At 72.3% G+C, this 15,028-nt stretch carries 13 protein-coding genes; 4 read left to right on the top strand and 9 right to left on the bottom strand.

The window, feature by feature from the left end; translation table 11 throughout:
• Positions 1–22: 22 nt before the first annotated feature.
• The gene (locus JI751_RS07195) at positions 23–748 is read right to left on the bottom strand and encodes an HAD family hydrolase (RefSeq protein WP_201935129.1); all 726 of its coding nucleotides are present in this window, start codon (positions 746–748) and stop codon (positions 23–25) included.
• A gap of 88 nt (positions 749–836) precedes the next feature.
• On the opposite strand from JI751_RS07195, the gene JI751_RS07190 reads away from it, so the two are divergent.
• Both JI751_RS07190 and JI751_RS07185 read left to right on the top strand, forming a co-directional pair.
• The gene (locus JI751_RS07190; RefSeq protein WP_201935128.1) at positions 837–1,349 is read left to right on the top strand and encodes a SigE family RNA polymerase sigma factor; all 513 of its coding nucleotides are present in this window, start codon (positions 837–839) and stop codon (positions 1,347–1,349) included.
• Complete coding sequence (locus JI751_RS07185; RefSeq protein WP_201935127.1) at positions 1,346–2,296, top strand: hypothetical protein; 951 nt, start codon at positions 1,346–1,348, stop codon at positions 2,294–2,296. Before JI751_RS07190 ends, JI751_RS07185 begins: the two co-directional genes overlap by 4 nt.
• A gap of 59 nt (positions 2,297–2,355) precedes the next feature.
• Here JI751_RS07185 and JI751_RS07180 read toward each other — a convergent pair whose 3' ends face one another.
• Positions 2,356–4,131 (bottom strand): proline--tRNA ligase, encoded by a 1,776-nt coding sequence (locus JI751_RS07180; protein WP_236665824.1) that lies wholly within the window; start codon positions 4,129–4,131, stop codon positions 2,356–2,358.
• 115 nt (positions 4,132–4,246) lie between these two features.
• Between JI751_RS07180 and JI751_RS07175 the strand changes: the two genes are divergently transcribed.
• A complete protein-coding gene (locus JI751_RS07175; RefSeq protein WP_201935126.1) occupies positions 4,247–5,215 on the top strand; it encodes a hypothetical protein in 969 nt (322 codons plus the stop codon).
• 3 nt (positions 5,216–5,218) lie between these two features.
• Here JI751_RS07175 and JI751_RS21750 read toward each other — a convergent pair whose 3' ends face one another.
• A complete protein-coding gene (locus tag JI751_RS21750) occupies positions 5,219–7,804 on the bottom strand; it encodes a CHAT domain-containing protein (protein WP_201935124.1) in 2,586 nt (861 codons plus the stop codon).
• 79 nt (positions 7,805–7,883) lie between these two features.
• Between JI751_RS21750 and JI751_RS07165 the strand changes: the two genes are divergently transcribed.
• Positions 7,884–9,158 (top strand): S8 family peptidase, encoded by a 1,275-nt coding sequence (locus JI751_RS07165; protein ID WP_201935123.1) that lies wholly within the window; start codon positions 7,884–7,886, stop codon positions 9,156–9,158.
• Positions 9,159–9,219: 61 nt separating this feature from the next.
• On the opposite strand, the gene JI751_RS07160 is transcribed toward JI751_RS07165, so the two are convergent.
• From JI751_RS07160 to JI751_RS07135, 6 genes are all read right to left on the bottom strand, one after another.
• A complete protein-coding gene (locus JI751_RS07160; protein ID WP_201935122.1) occupies positions 9,220–9,690 on the bottom strand; it encodes a hypothetical protein in 471 nt (156 codons plus the stop codon).
• A complete protein-coding gene (locus tag JI751_RS07155) occupies positions 9,687–10,181 on the bottom strand; it encodes an RNA polymerase sigma factor (RefSeq protein WP_307813958.1) in 495 nt (164 codons plus the stop codon). The genes JI751_RS07160 and JI751_RS07155 overlap by 4 nt, the downstream gene beginning before the upstream one ends.
• Positions 10,182–10,373: 192 nt before the next feature.
• Positions 10,374–11,231, bottom strand: a complete 858-nt coding sequence (locus JI751_RS07150) for a GNAT family N-acetyltransferase (protein ID WP_307813955.1) — start codon at positions 11,229–11,231, stop codon at positions 10,374–10,376.
• 126 nt (positions 11,232–11,357) lie between these two features.
• Positions 11,358–12,509, bottom strand: a complete 1,152-nt coding sequence (gene ispG / locus JI751_RS07145) for a flavodoxin-dependent (E)-4-hydroxy-3-methylbut-2-enyl-diphosphate synthase (protein WP_201935120.1) — start codon at positions 12,507–12,509, stop codon at positions 11,358–11,360.
• A 56-nt stretch (positions 12,510–12,565) separates the two neighbouring features.
• On the bottom strand, positions 12,566–13,912 hold the full coding sequence (locus tag JI751_RS07140; protein ID WP_201935119.1) for a M50 family metallopeptidase: 1,347 nt from the start codon (positions 13,910–13,912) through the stop codon (positions 12,566–12,568).
• On the bottom strand, positions 13,909–15,015 hold the full coding sequence (locus JI751_RS07135; RefSeq protein ID WP_201935118.1) for a 1-deoxy-D-xylulose-5-phosphate reductoisomerase: 1,107 nt from the start codon (positions 15,013–15,015) through the stop codon (positions 13,909–13,911). The genes JI751_RS07140 and JI751_RS07135 overlap by 4 nt, the downstream gene beginning before the upstream one ends.
• Positions 15,016–15,028 lie beyond the last annotated feature (13 nt).

The following is a 15,028-nucleotide window of genomic DNA, read 5'->3' as shown; positions in this document are numbered from 1 at the left end:
AAAGATGCAGGGCGGGCCTCGGTCAGGCCCGGCTCCAGGTGCGCACGATCCCGGGGATCTCGAGCAGCGAGGTCACGCTCGCGTCGGGCTCGCCCTCGGTGTGCCCGACCTGCGCGGCCGGGATGCTGCTCAGCGGGACGTGGATCGCCCTCAGTCCGGCGTTGTGGGCGCCCCACACGTCGTCGAAGAGCCGGTCCCCCACGTAGACGCAGGCCGCGGGATCGCTGACGCCCACCGCGTCCATCGCGGCAGCGAAGGCGCGCGGGGACGGCTTCGTCCACGGGATCTCGCTGGAGTAGACGTCGCCGTCCACGAGGTCGTAGACGCCGTCGCGCTCGAAGAAGCCGACGTGCCACGCGCGGGGCCAGATCGTGTTGGAGAGCACGCCGACCTTCACGCCCGCCGCACGGAGCTCCTCCCACATCGGCCCCACCTCCGGGTCCGTGAGCGTGTGCGGCTCCCAGAAGTCGTAGTAGGCCCGGAGCAGGTCGGGGTCGTGGTCGAGGCCGGCCTCGACGAAGAGGTCGGCGATCGTCGAGCTCTGCTGGTGGTCGCGGCTGCGTCCCCAGATCACGTCGCCGGCGCGGTGGAGCCTCTCTGCGTGCGCGTGGTGGTCGTCGTCGGGCGAGGGCGTCGTGCGTACGGCCTGGGCGAGCGCGACGGACTCGGCGTGGAAGTCCACGTCGTGCCAGCGCGTGAGCGTCCCGCCCCAGTCGAAGATGACAGCCTCGATACGCGTGCTCGACATGGCGCGAACCTAGCCGACAGGATCGGGAACCTTTCGGGGATGCCCGGTCATCTCACGTGCGTCGGGACGAGGACCTGGAGGGGGTGCGGTGGACGAGGACCGGGAGCGCGCGTTCGCGACGTACGCTGCCGCCCGCTGGCTGACCCTGGCACGATCGGCCGTGCTCCTCGGCGCCAGCCACCACGAGGCCGAGGACCTCGCCCAGACGACGCTGATGAAGGCCTACGTCTCGTGGTCGCGGGTGGCCGCTGCGAGCCACCCGGACGCGTACGTCATGAAGATCCTGGTCAACGAGTTCCGCAGCTCGCGGCGGCGGCGCTGGTGGCAGGAGCGGCCGACCGCCCCGCTCCCGGACCAGGTCGCGCCCGACGCGACGGACGGCGTGGACGGCGCCGACGCCGTGGCCCACGCCCTCGACGGTCTCGGCGCGGGACAGCGCGAGGTCGTCGTGCTGCGCTACTACGCCCACCTCACCGACCGGCAGATCGCCGACGCGCTCGGCGTGGCCGAGGGGACGGTCAAGAGCCGTCTCTCGCGGGCCCACCGCCAGCTGGCCTCCGACGAGCACCTCCACGCACTCCGTGACGGGACCACCCCATGACCGACGAGACCACCCGCCTGCTCGAGCGGCTGGCGGAGACCTTCCCCGACCAGCCGGCACCGCTGCCCGCGATCGTCGCGGCTGCCCATGCCGGGCGCCGACGTCGTGCGCACCGCACCGTCGCACTGGTAGCGGGTGCGTGCGTCCTCGCCGTCGGCGCTGGGACGGCGCTGGCGCAGGTGGTGCCGGACGACGACCGCGCGCACTCGGTGGACCGGATCGCGGACCCGGTGCCCGAGCAGGCCTGCGACAAGGGCAACCCGGTGCCACCGAAGGACCCGGTCCCCGCCGGGCCGAGCTACCTCACCAACGCCGCCGGCGAGACCTACGGCAGCGCGACCGACGGCTCACCACAGCCCGACCTCCTCGCGGCCGTCGGCGACTGCGGTCGCACCGGCTACATCCGACGCGGCGATCTCGACGAGCCGCCGCCGTGGGTGCCGGGAGCCGGCAGCGGGGAGCCGCTGTCGACGCCTGTCTACGAGTCCGACGGTGTGACCCGGATCGACACGTTCACCCAGGACGAGGGCGTCTCCGGGCCTGTCGGCCCCGACGGCAGCCCGCCACCGTCGTTCGACCCGCCGACCGGTCCCGAGGCCGCCGACCTGGAGGGCGAGTGGAGAGCGACGATCGCCGGCGCGAGCAGCGGCGGCAGGGAGCACGACGACACCTACCGCGACCTCGACCTCCGGTTGGTCTTCCGCGACTCGTCCGTGGAGGCGTACGACGGCTGCAGCAACCGGGCTGCCGGCTTCACGCTGGAGGACGGGGCCTTCGCGATGACCACGCCGTTCGAGCTCGAGCTCGCCGACGAGCCCGGGTGCGAGCGCGCCGCGCCCCTCGCCGCGATCCTCGACAACGTCCGTCACGTCACCCAGGACCGGAAGCGGACCTACCTCCACCTCGAGAACTTCCGGATCGCGATCGTGCTGACGCGCGCCCGATGAGCTTCCACTCGTACGAGTGGATCTTCGTCCGGGCCCACGCCCAGGGGGCGCCCCAAGGATCAGGACCGGACGGCGGCGACGACGTGGGCGGCCGCGGCGTCGACCGCGACCTCCTCGCGGACGTCGGTCTTCCGGTCGCGGACCTCGACGGTGCCGTCGGCGAGGCCGCGGCCGACCGTGACGATCGTCGGCACCCCGATGAGCTCGGCGTCCTTGAACTTCACGCCCGGGCTGGTCTTGCCGCGGCGGTCGTCGTAGATCACCTCGACGCCCTGGGCGGCGAGGTCCTCGGCCAGCTTCTCGGCTGCGTCGAAGATCGCGTCGTCCTTGCCCGCGGCGACGACGTGGACGTCGGCCGGCGCGACGGCGCGCGGCCAGCAGAGGCCCATCGAGTCGAGCGTGTTCTCCGCGATCGCGGCGACGGCGCGCGAGGGGCCGATGCCGTAGGAGCCCATCGTCACCGTGACGAGCTTGCCGTTCTCGTCGAGCACCTGGAGGCCGAGGGCGTCGGCGAACTTCCTGCCGAGCTGGAAGATGTGGCCCATCTCGATGCCGCGGGCGGCCTCGAGGATCCCGTCGCCGCGCGGGCAGGGGTCACCGGCGCGCACCTCGGCGGCCTCGATCGTCCCGTCCGGGGTGAAGTCGCGACCCACCACGAGGTCGATCGCGTGACGGCCGGGCTGGTCGGCGCCGGTCACCCAGCGGGTGCCCTCCACGATCCGCGGGTCGACGAGGAAGCGGATGCCGGACGAGCCCTTCTCCCCCAGCACGCCGGGACCGATGTAGCCCTTGACGAGGTCGGGGTACTTCGCGAAGTCCTCCTCGCCGAAGGGCCGGAACTCAGCCGGGTAGAGCGTCGCCTCGAGGCGCTTGGCGTCGACCTCGCGGTCGCCGGGGACGCCGATCGCCAGGGGCTCGCTGGTGCCGTCGAGCTGGGTGACGACGAACAGCACGTTCTTGAGCGTGTCCTCCGCCAGCCACGCGCGGTCCTCGCGCGGGAACCGGTCGTTGAGCAGCTCGACGAGGGAGTCGATGGTCGGCGTGTCGGGGGTGTCCTCCACATGCGCCTCGGGCGCGTCGTCGTACGCCACCGGGGCGGGCGAGGGCGTCTCGACGGCCTCGACGTTGGCGGCGAAGCCGCACACGGGGCAGGTGACGTAGGTGTCCTCGCCGACCGACGCCTTGGCGAGGAACTCCTCGGACTTCGAGCCGCCCATCGCGCCGGCGTGCGCGCGCACGATGACGTACTCGAAGCCGAGCTTGTCGAAGATGCGGATGTAGGCCTCGCGGTGCTTGGCGTAGGACGCGTCGAGGCCGGCGTCGTCGACGTCGAAGGAGTAGGAGTCCTTCATGATGAACTCGCGCCCGCGCAGCAGGCCCGCGCGGGGACGCGCCTCGTCGCGGTACTTGGTCTGCATCTGGTAGATCGAGAGCGGCAGGTCCTTGTAGGACGAGTAGAGGTCCTTGACCACGAGGGTGAACATCTCCTCGTGGGTGGGGCCGAGGAGGTAGTCGGCGCCCTTGCGATCCTGGAGACGGAAGATGTTGGGGCCGTACTCGGTCCAGCGGTTGGTCGCCTCGTAGGGCTCGCGGGGCAGCAGCGCCGGGAACGACAGCTCCTGGGCGCCGATGTCGTCCATCTCCTCGCGGACGATGCCCTCGATCTTGCGCAGCACGCGCAGGCCGAGCGGCAGCCAGGTGTAGATGCCCGGGGCGTTGCGGCGGATGTAGCCGGCGCGGACCAGCAGCCTGTGGCTCGGCACCTCGGCGTCGTTGGGGTCGTCGCGCAGCGTGCGCACGAAGAGGGAGGACATGCGGAGGATGCGGGCTGCCATGCGCGCAAGGATAGGTGCGGGCCACCGGGCACGACGAACCAGATTCACCTTCCGCGCAACCACCGGTCCCTGCGGCGCGTCTCCCACCCGACACCACTTCTCAGGGGGAACCACCATGCGTCGCTCGATCATCACCGTCGCCGTCCTCGCGATCGCCTCGCTGGCGCTGCCCGCGCAGGCCGCCGCGCCCGCCGTCGAGCTCCAGCCGGAGGAGCTCCCGCGCGGCGCGGACATCGCCGTGCCGCACCTCGAGGACGGGCAGTGGGGCGACGTCCTCGTGGACGGCGACCGGCGGGTGGAGCTCCCGGGCCGCATCGCCAGGATCGTCGGCGAGTCCGACGGCGACTGGCTGGTCGGGACGCAGAACGCGGACTACAAGCGCAACCGTCGTGTGGTCCGGGTCTCGGGCGACGGCTCCGTCACCGACGTGCTCCGCAACATCGACCCCTCGAGCGTGGTCCTGTCGGCTGACGGCACCACGCTCGCCTGGCCGCGGTACGTCAGCAGGGGCAGCAAGGTGGTCGTGCACGTCGCCCGCGCCGCTGACGGCGAGGAGCTCGGCGCGAAGGGTCCGATGGCGTACGCCGACGTCCTCGACGTGGACGCGAAGAAGGTCGTCCTGGGCAGCGACAGCCGCACCTTCGCGTGGGGCTTCGCACGCAACCGGACGCGCACCCTGGCTCGCGGGCTGTCGGGCGACGTCGACCTGTCGCACGACCTGCTCACCACGTGGACGAAGGACCCCTACGAGGGCGGCTGCATGGTCGTGAGCACGCTGAGCAGGCCCCGCACGGAGATCTGGCGCTCGTGCCGGGAGCGGGTCGCCGCCTTCTCCCCCGACGGCACGCAGATGCTGACCTTCCACAAGCTCACCGACGGGCTCGGCCCCGGCGAGATCCACCTGCGCGCGATCGAGGGCCGCAAGCTCGCGACCTGGACGACGGGATGGTTCGACGGCTGGTCGTGGGAGTCCACCGGCGTCGTGCTGCTGGACGTCAACGGCCAGCGCAAGGCCGCGACCGTGCGCTGCACCCTTGCGACGTGCGAGAACGCGACCGACCCGGTGAAGGTGCAGGCACCCTGACCGTCACGTCCCCACCACGGTGAACGACGCCGCGGTGGCCGCCAGCACCTGGTCACCGGCAGACGCCTGACGCGCGGCGAGCAGCGCGTCGCCGAGCCCGCCGCCCTCGCGCAGGGCGGCGTGCAGCGCCACCATCACCTCGACGGTCGCCGCGTCGTCGACCTCGGCGAGGCTGGACACGACTCCTGCCGTGCCCATCGACAGCAGCGCCGCGGCCAGGCCGAGGAGCTCCTGGTCGCCGACGGGCGCCATCACGCCCGACTCGCAGGCCGACAGCACGACGCGGTGCGGCGGGTGGGTCAGGTGCTGGAGGTCGTGCACGAGGAGCGGTCCGTCGGCGAGCGTGAGGGAGGAGAAGAGCGGGCTGTCCTCGCGGAAGTGTCCGTGGGCAGCGACGTGGACGAGCGCGGCGCCGTCGAGCGCGGCCAGGGAGGCCGCCACGGTGGCGCGGTCGCCGTCGAGCACCTCGGCCCGGTCGTCCTGGGCTGCCACCGCGGGCACCTCGGCGCCACCACTGCCCAGGCCCGGCCCGACGAGCATCACCCGCCGGTCGGTCTGCGCGGCAGCCGATCGGGCGCGGAGCCACAGCCGCGCGGACGGCGTACTCGTCACGGGGCGGTCGGCGAGCGCCGGCAGCAACCCCCACGGCACGCCCTGGAGGGTCGAGGTCCCGGACACGACGACCCGTGATGCACCACGGCCGTCGAGCGCGTCGCCGAGCAGCGCGCGCTGGAGCCGGGCGCCGGCGACGTCGAGCTGGGCCCGTCGACCACGCGCCGCCTGCCGCAGCGAGAAGAGCGCGAAGTCGACGGCCTTCGCCGCGCTGGCCGCGTCGCCGACGTGGAGGTGGCGGACACGTCCGCGCCCGGCGACGAGGGCGTGGAGCGATCCGTCGACCTCGGTCAGCTCGACCAGCACCGTGTCGTCGGCGCGCAGGGCGTCGAGGAGCTCTGCGACGTCCAGCGTCGAGGCGGTCTCGCCCGTGCCGCGGGCGTGCAGCAGCCGCCGGCGGACCAGCTGCTCGAGTCGGGTGACGCGTGCCTGGAGCTGGTCGGTGCGCTCGCCCTGCGCGCGCGCCGCGGTGAGCACCTGGTGCTGGGCGCGGAGGGCGGCGAGGTCGGTGGCGGTCCCCGGATCGTGGGCGGCGGCGGTCGACGGTAGGACGAGGGCGTTGGCGCGCCAGCGCTCGGACCACTGGAGCAGCCGGCGGCTGTCGCCGGAGGCCAGTGCGGTACGGGTGCCGAGCTCGGCGAGCGCGCCTCCGTGACCCGTCATGACCGCGCGGAGCTCCTGGCTGCCGAGGGTCGCCCGGTGCTCGTCGAGCGCGCGCAGCCCGCGGTCGCACGCCCGCAGCACGCCGCCGCGGTCGCCGGCGGCGTCACGGCGCTGGGCCAGCGCGAGCCAGCCCAGCGCGCGGACCGCGTGCGTGCGGGCGTGGCGGCTGGCCGACGCCTCCTCGAGCCACGCGGCGGCCAGGGCGGCCGCGCGGGGCGAGCGCACGTCCCGCGCCAGTCGCGCCCCCAGCAGCAGCGCCTGGGCGAGCTGCGGCATCGAGGCCTCCCGCATCCGGTGGACCAGCCGCTCAGCGCGGCGCAGCAGCGGTCCGGACGGCAGTCCCATCTCGGTCCGCGCGGCGATGGCGAACAGGTCGGCCTCCAGGCTGGGGACGCGGCGCGACTGGGCGCGCATCAGCGCCGCGCCCTCGTCGGCTGCCGAGGCGGCGCGGGGCCAGTCCCGCGCCGCCAGGGCCGACTCGGCCACCGAGACGAGCAGGTCGGCGCGCTCGCGGGCCAGGAGGGGCCGGGCGACCAGGGCCTGCTCGGCGACGGCGAGGGCGTCGTCCGCGAGGCCGCCGGCCAGGTAGGACGTGGCCTGGTCGAGGACGAGGTCGACACTCGTCATGCCCAGCGCGTCGAACTGCGCCCGCGCGTCGGCGTACGCCTCGAGCGCCTGCGGCAGGTCGCCCCGCAGGTAGGACACCCAGCCCACGTTGTGGCGTGCGATCGCGACCTCCAGGGGGTGGCCCGCGCGGGCCGACAGCTCCCCGAACAGCGCGAACGCCTCGGCAGCCGAGTCCAGCGAGCCGAGCTTGGCGTCGGCGAGGCCCTGGAGGTTGAGCGCCCGCGCCTCCCACACCTCGTCACCGGCGCCGGCGAAGAGGCGGCGCGCCTCGCGCAGGTCGGTGGCGGTCTCCTCGAAGCGGGCCATCAGGTGCCCCGTGACGTACGCACGGCGCACCAGCACGCGGCCCCGGGGCAGCCCCTCGAGCGCGGCTGCGGCGTGATCGAGGTGGCGGAGTCCTTCGCTCACCCGGCGGGTGAGCGCCAGCGACATCCCCAGGGTGGCCACCACGTCCGGCCACCGCTCGGCATCGTCGGACCGACGCGCGAGCCGCAGCGCGGTCCTCAGCTCGGCGATCGCCCGGTCGGCATGTCCGAGCTCGCGCAGCACGATCCCGACCACCTGGTGCCCGATCGAGGCGATGTGGGGGTCCGGGTCCGCGACGAGCTCGGCCTCGGCCGTCGCGCGCGCCGCGGCCAGGTCGGTGAACACCGTGCGCAGCACCTCGTCCGCCTCGGCCCGGTCCACGGCACCATCCTTGCCGATCGGGCTCGGCCCTTGTGCGGAATCCGCACCGTGGAGCCCCTCCCGGGACTAGCGTCGGACCATGGGCGACTGGATGATCGGCGACGACCGACGACGACGCAGCACGGACCAGCTCAGGGACCTGCGCAAGGCCAACGACGGACAGGTCGCCTGGAACACCGAGGCGCCGGCCGACTTCACGTTCCTGTTCCACCCCGACCACCTGCTCGTGGGTGACGAGGACGTCGACGCGCTCGAGGCTGCGTTCGACCGGCTCGACAAGGACCTCCTCGCCGGAGAGCCGCGTCGCGACGACGTACGCATCCTGGGTGGCGACCTCGTGCGCTACGTGCTGCCGGCACGTCCCGGCGGGGAGACCGTGCCCGACGTGGTCGACCTCCTCGAACGGAGCGGACTGCGCCCCGGGGCGGCGACGCCCGACCACTGGGTCCACGTCTCCCCGGGCGGGGGTGGCGGCGGTACGGCCTGTCCCGCCGTGGAGCCGCAGGAGACCGGTCTGACCGAGCCGTGGCCGCCGGTCGCCCCGCAGGAGAAGGGGTGCGAGGTCAGCGTCGTCGTCGTCGACACCGGGTGGAACCCGCCGTCCGGCACCGACGGACGTACGCCGTGGCTCGAGGGCGTGACGGGAGACGACGAGGACAACGGGCCCGAGCTGCGGCCCTACGCCGGACACGGCACGTTCATCGCGGGCGTCGTGCGGTGCATGGCGCCGAAGACGCAGGTCCACGTCGAGGGCTTCGCCGTCGGCGGCGTCGGCGGCGGCGGCATCCTGGAGTCCGAGATCGTCATCCAGCTCGAGCAGGCGATGAAGCACAAGCCACAGGTCATCAACCTGTCGGCCGGCTGCCGGACCCACCTGGACCGCCCGTCGATCGCCTTCCGTCGATTCCACCGCCGCTACCTCGAGGACGCCGACTGCGTGCTCGTCGCCGCAGCGGGCAACGACTCGTGGGCCGCACCGTTCTGGCCCGCTGCCTTCCGCTGGGCCGTCGGCGTGGGCTCGCTCGACCGCGACGGTCGCGTGTCGGAGTTCTCCAACTACGGCGTCTCCGCCGACGTCTTCACGCTCGGGCGCAACCTCGTGAATGCCTTCCCCGACGGCACCTTCGTGTGCCACGAGACGCCCGACAAGGGAGACGTACGCGTGTTCTCCACGGGCCTGGCGCGCTGGAGCGGTACGTCGTTCGCGGCGCCGGTCGTGGCGGGGATGATCGCCCGGCAGATCAGCGAGACGGGGTCGTCGGCGGCCGAGGCCCGCGACGCCGTGCTGGCGACCGCGGTCCACGACTCCGACCCGATCATCGGACCACACCGGGAGCTGCACCCGTTCTCGTGACGGGCCGCGAGTGAGCAGCCCTGCCTGACCGGCCCCGTGCCCGGTCAGGCGCGAGCCGTCCTCAGACGTCGAGCCAGCGACTGCGGGCGATCCGGCCGTCGATGGTGACCACGAACCGTACGGAACCGACCGCCTCGGCCTCGAGGGCGAAGAAGCCGACCTCGTCGACCTCGGTCGTCCAGGACGCGCCGTCGCGGTTCTCCAGCGCGATCTCGACGGACCCCGGGTCTCCGGGGTGGTCGAGCAGCTGGCCCTTGACGTCGTTGCCGTCGATCTCGGCCTCGAGCGACCAGCCGGCCGCGGCGTTGAAGTAGAGCACCCGAGCGGTGCTCAGACCGCGCACCTGTGCGGCGGGCTCGTGGGCCGAGTCGCTGACCAGTGTCAGCAGCTCCCACTCCTCGTCGAGGTCCGCGGCGGCGACGACGGCGATCATCGCGGCGGTCAGGCCGGGCGGCGGAGGGTCGTAGGTCACCCACATGGTGCGCAGCTCCTCGAGGAGAGCAACGTCTGCTCCAGCGTCCCCGTCAGTCATCGCCCGCCTCCTTTCGTCAGTGCAGTTCGGACCTTCGCCAGGCAGCGGGCCCGCGTGGGTCCGATGCTCCCGACGGGCATGTCGAGGTCCTGGCTCAGGGAGTGGTAGTCCGGTCGGTCCATGAAGGCAACGACGCGCAACAGCTTGCGGCAGCGTTCGTCGACGGACGCCACGGCTCCCCACAGCCGTGCCGCCTCGTCGCCACGCACGGCGAGCGCCTCCGCCGACTCCTCGTCCGGGAGCACGGCGTGCAGCGTCTCGTCCTGCACCGGGGCCGCACGACGCGCGGTCCTGGCATGGGCGGCAGCGCCGCGCCTGGCCGAGGTGATCAGCCAGGACGCGACCGCCTTGGGGTCCTCGATGGTCTGGTGCAGGCGCACGAACCCGACCCACGTCGCCTGAATGACGTCTTCAGCCGCTTCGCGGTCGTGCCCGTATGCCCTCACCACGTGCCAGAGCACCGGTGTCATCGTGGCGACCAGCTCGTCCACGGCGGTGGGGTCCCCCGACCTCCACGCGATGAACGCCCCACTGGCCTTGTCCCACGGTGACTGCTCGAGCTGCCCCTCAGCTCTCCGGTTCTCCGACATGGTGACCATTGTCCCCATGTCAGCACAGGTGCACGGCACCGCCGTGCTGATACACCTCCGGCAGAACTTTCTTCGCAGACCTTTTCCGGTGGGTCAGAACATCATCGTGGCGAAGGTCGCGGTCTGCTCGAAACCGACCCGGGCGTACGCCGCCCGTGCGGGCTCGTTCCACTCGTTGACGTAGAGCGAGACGACCGGGGCCATGCCGCTCCCCAGGACGTGCTCCACGACCGCCGCCATGCCCGTCACCGCGAGGCCCTCGCCCCGGCGATCCGGTCGCACCCAGACGCCCTGCACCTGGGCGGCGTACGGCGTCGCGCAGGCCACCTCGGCCTTGAACACCACTCCGGCGTCGTCGAAGCTCGCCATCGACCAGCCGCGGCCGATGAGCTGGCGGATCCGTGCGCGGTAGAGGTCGCCGCCGCCTGCGTCGTTCTCCGGCGAGACGCCGACCTCCTCGGTGTACATCGCGACGCAGGCCGGGTAGAGGACCTCGAGGTCCGCGGGCGTCGTGAGGCGTACGCCGGGGTCGCCCGGTGTCGTCGGGAGCCGGTCCGTCTGGAGGTGCGGCTGGCGCGCCCGGATCTCGCGTGGCTGCGCCCACTTCGGACCGACCAGCTCCCACAGCGCCGCCACGACGTCGCTGGGCCCGACGATCGTCCCGACGCTGTTGCGGCGCCGGAGCGCCACGTCGGCGAAGGCACCGACGTCGGCGGGCGTGCACTGCACCGGCACGAGGTTGGCTCCGAGGTGGCACCCGGCGACGAGCACGTCGTCCTCGAACCGTCCCCACACCTGGCCGCCGAGCCACCGCTCGTCGAGGTTGGTCAGGCGGGCGCGGTAGTCGGCGAACACGTTGACCACCGGGTCCTGCTCCGCGAGCGCGACGAAGCTGTCCCGGTCGCCCGGGCCCAGCACGCGCACCTGTCCTACCCCGCGGGTCCTCAGCACGCTCGGAGCCTACTCACGCCGTGCGTGCTGTCCTGCTGCTTCACCGTGGGATGTCGGCGAACCTGCACTTCCCATGGTTGATCGACCGTGGGACGTGCAGGTCGGTCGACATCCCATGGTGGAGCGTCAGGAGACGGAGACCGACGCCTCGGAGCCCTCGACCGGCTCCATGCCCTCGGCGAGGCGCATGGCCTCCTCGATGAGGGTCTCCACGATCTGCGACTCGGGGACGGTCTTGATGACCTCGCCCTTGACGAAGATCTGGCCCTTGCCGTTGCCGGACGCGACGCCGAGGTCGGCCTCACGGGCCTCGCCGGGACCGTTGACGACGCAGCCCATCACGGCGACGCGCAGCGGCACCTCGAGCCCGTCGAGGCCGGCGGTGACCTCCTCGGCGAGCTTGTAGACGTCGACCTGGGCGCGGCCGCAGCTCGGGCAGGAGACGATCTCGAGACGGCGCGGCTTGAGGTTGAGCGACTCCAGGATCTGGAGGCCGACCTTGACCTCCTCGACCGGGGGCGCGGAGAGCGAGACGCGGATCGTGTCGCCGATGCCCTGGCTGAGCAGGTGCCCGAAGGCGACCGAGGACTTGATGGTCCCCTGGAAGGCCGGGCCGGCCTCGGTGACGCCGAGGTGCAGGGGCCAGTCGCCGGCCTCGGCGAGCAGCTCGTAGGCACGCACCATCACGACGGGGTCGTTGTGCTTGACCGAGATCTTGAAGTCGTGGAAGTCGTGCTCCTCGAAGAGGCTCGCCTCCCAGACGGCCGACTCGACGAGCGCCTCGGGCGTCGCCTTGCCGTACTTGTCCATGATCCGCTTGTCGAGCGACCCGGCGTTGACACCGATGCGGATCGACGTGCCGCGGTCCTTGGCCGCCTTCGCGATCTCCTTGACCTGGTCGTCGAACTTGCGGATGTTGCCCGGGTTGACGCGTACGGCGGCGCAGCCGGCGTCGATGGCCGCGAAGACGTACTTCGGCTGGAAGTGGATGTCGGCGATGACCGGGATCTGCGACTTCTGCGCGATGGCGGGCAGCGCGTCGGCGTCGTCCTGGCTCGGGCAGGCGACACGCACGATGTCGCAGCCGGTCGCGGTGAGCTCGGCGATCTGCTGGAGCGTGGCGTTGACGTCGGACGTGAGCGTCGTCGTCATCGACTGCACGGAGATCGGCGAGTCGCTGCCGACCCCGACGGACCCGACCTTGATCTGGCGGGTCTGGCGACGCGGCGACAGGACGGGGGGCGGGAGCGCGGGCATGCCCAGGCCGACGGAAGTCATGCCGCCAGTCTAGGAGGGGGTGCCCCGTCTCCCCGAGTCGGCGTGGAGCCTCGAGCTCAGCTCAGGTGCAGCGGCACGACGAGGTCGGCGACGATCAGGACCACGCCCATCACGAGCATCGCGAGCCCGACGACGTACGCCACCGGCAGCAGCTTGGCGACGTCGACGTGACCGGGGTCGGGACGACCGCGCAGGCGGGCGAGCCCGCGCTTGAGGCCCTCGTAGAGCGCGCCGGCGATGTGGCCGCCGTCGAGCGGCAGGAGGGGCACGAAGTTGAACATGCCGATGAAGAAGTTGAAGCTCGCGATGAGGAACAGGAGCGTGACGAGCTTCTCGGTCATCGGGAAGGCGTCGCTCGCCGCGGCCTCACCGGCGAAGCGGCCACCGCCGACGATGGAGACCGGGCTCTCGGGGTCGCGTTCCTGGAGCCCGACGATCGCGCGGCCCACCTCGTAGACCTTGACCGGCAGCTGGCCGAGGGCCTTCGCCGTCTCGACCGTCATCGTCTCCATCTGGATGGCGGTGTAGATCGGGCCGCCCGTCGCGAGGCTGACCTCGGGCTGCACGCCGAGGAAGCCGACCTCGGTGAGCGCGTCGTCCTCGACCGAGGTCTGGCGCAGCGTGACGGTCGTGTTGGTCTGCAGCGTGAGCAGCTCGCCGTCGCGTCGGACCTCGATGACGGCATCGCCGTCGGCGTTGTCGCGGATCTGCGACTGGAAGCTGTCCCAGTCGCTGAACGGCGTGCCGTTGAAGCTCACGATCACGTCGCCGGGCCGGATCCCGGCCTGCGCAGCGGGCGTGGGCGGGTCGTCGGACGTGCAGGCGCGGCCGGCCTCCTCGACGGGGATCACGCAGGCGGGCACCGACGCGACGGTCGGCTCGATGACCTGGTCGCGCGGGTTGCCGTAGGTCGCGAACAGCAGCACGAACAGCGAGAACGCGATGGCGATGTTGACCATCGGCCCGCCCGCCATCACGATCACCTTCTTCCACCACGCGAGGCGGTAGAAGAGCCGGTCGGTGTCGTGCTGCTTGACGTACTCCCACTCGGCCGCGCGGGCGTCGGAGATCAGCTGGGTGAACATCCCGGTGTTGGAGCGGCGCACCTTGTGCACCGGCTCGCCGTCCTCGTCGTACGTCGTCTCCTCGACGAGGTCCTGCGCGCCCGGGGGCAGCATCCCGACGATCTTCACGTAGCCGCCGAGCGGGATGGCCTTCACGCCGTACTCGGTGTCGCCGATCTGCTTGCTCCAGACCGTCGGCCCGAAGCCGATGAACCACTGGGGCACCTTGCAGCCGAACTTCTTCGCCGGGACCAGGTGGCCGAACTCGTGCAGCCCGATCGAGACGAGGATCGCCAGGACGAAGGCGACGACGCCCAACGTGTAGAGCAGGGGGGTCATGCAGGGACGTCCTTGTCGGCGATCAGGGCCGACGCTTCCTCGCGAGCCCAGGCATCGGCGGCGAGGACGTCGTCCACGGAGAGGTGCTCCCCCGATCGTACGTCGTGGGCGGCGAGGACCGCGGCAACCGTGGGGATGATGTCCACGAAGCGCAGGCGTCCCCCGCGGAACGCCTCGACGCACTCCTCGTTGGCGGCGTTGTAGACGGCGGGGGCGGTGCCGCCGAGCCCGCCGGCGGTCCGGGCCAGCGACACGGCCGGGAACGCCTCGTCGTCGAGCGGGAAGAACTCCCACGTGCCGGGCGTGCTCCAGTCGAACCCGGGAGCGGCGTCGGGCACCCGGTCGGGCCACGCGAGACCGAGCGCGATCGGGATCATCATCGTCGGCGGGCTGGCCTGCAGGATCGTCGAGCCGTCGACGAACTCCACCATCGAGTGGACGTCGCTCGTGGGGTGCACGACGACGTCGATCCGGTCGAGCGGGATGCCGAAGAGCAGGTGGGCCTCGATCACCTCGAGCCCCTTGTTGACCAGCGTGGCCGAGTTGATCGTGATGACCGGTCCCATCGACCAGGTCGGGTGCTGGAGGGCCTCCTCGACGGTGACCTCGGCGAGGTCGTCGCGGGTGCGCCCGCGGAACGGCCCGCCCGACGCGGTCAGCACGAGCCGGCGTACGTCGTCGTGGGACCCGGCGCGCAGGCACTGCGCGAGCGCCGAGTGCTCGGAGTCGACCGGGACGATCTGGCCCGGCCGCGCGCGGTCGGTGACCAGCGAGCCGCCCATGATCAGCGACTCCTTGTTGGCCAGCGCGAGCGTCGTACCGGCGTCGAGAGCGGCCAGCGTCGGCCGGAGCCCAACGGCTCCGGTGATGCCGTTGAGCACGACGTCGCACGCGCGGCCGGCGGCCTCGGTCGACGCCTCCTCCCCCAGCCCGGAGAAGGCAGGTGCGAACTCGGCGACCTGCGCCTCGAACAGCTCGGGGTTGGACCCGCCGGCGGTGAGCCCGACGACGCGGAACCGGTCGGGGTTGGCGCGGACGAGGTCGAGCGCCTGCGTGCCGATGGAGCCGGTCGAGCCGAGGATCACGATGTCGCGGGCGGTCACGGCGCCCAGTCTG

The sequence above is a fragment of the Nocardioides baculatus genome (assembly GCF_016735675.1).
GTDB lineage: Bacteria > Actinomycetota > Actinomycetes > Propionibacteriales > Nocardioidaceae > Nocardioides > Nocardioides baculatus.
Note: the sequence above shows the minus strand (reverse complement) of the source record. Positions and strands in the feature narration are given on the sequence as shown.

What these genes read in the sequence shown, in the direction of transcription:
- JI751_RS07195 (WP_201935129.1), bottom strand. Translation starts at nt 748, where the DNA reads ATGTCGAGCACGCGTATCGAGGCTGTCATCTTCGACTGGGGCGGGACG.
- JI751_RS07185 (WP_201935127.1), top strand. Translation starts at nt 1,346, where the DNA reads ATGACCGACGAGACCACCCGCCTGCTCGAGCGGCTGGCGGAGACCTTC.
- JI751_RS07180 (WP_236665824.1), bottom strand. Translation starts at nt 4,131, where the DNA reads ATGGCAGCCCGCATCCTCCGCATGTCCTCCCTCTTCGTGCGCACGCTG.
- JI751_RS07175 (WP_201935126.1), top strand. Translation starts at nt 4,247, where the DNA reads ATGCGTCGCTCGATCATCACCGTCGCCGTCCTCGCGATCGCCTCGCTG.
- JI751_RS07165 (WP_201935123.1), top strand. Translation starts at nt 7,884, where the DNA reads ATGGGCGACTGGATGATCGGCGACGACCGACGACGACGCAGCACGGAC.
- JI751_RS07160 (WP_201935122.1), bottom strand. Translation starts at nt 9,690, where the DNA reads ATGACTGACGGGGACGCTGGAGCAGACGTTGCTCTCCTCGAGGAGCTG.
- ispG (WP_201935120.1), bottom strand. Translation starts at nt 12,509, where the DNA reads ATGACTTCCGTCGGCCTGGGCATGCCCGCGCTCCCGCCCCCCGTCCTG.
- JI751_RS07140 (WP_201935119.1), bottom strand. Translation starts at nt 13,912, where the DNA reads ATGACCCCCCTGCTCTACACGTTGGGCGTCGTCGCCTTCGTCCTGGCG.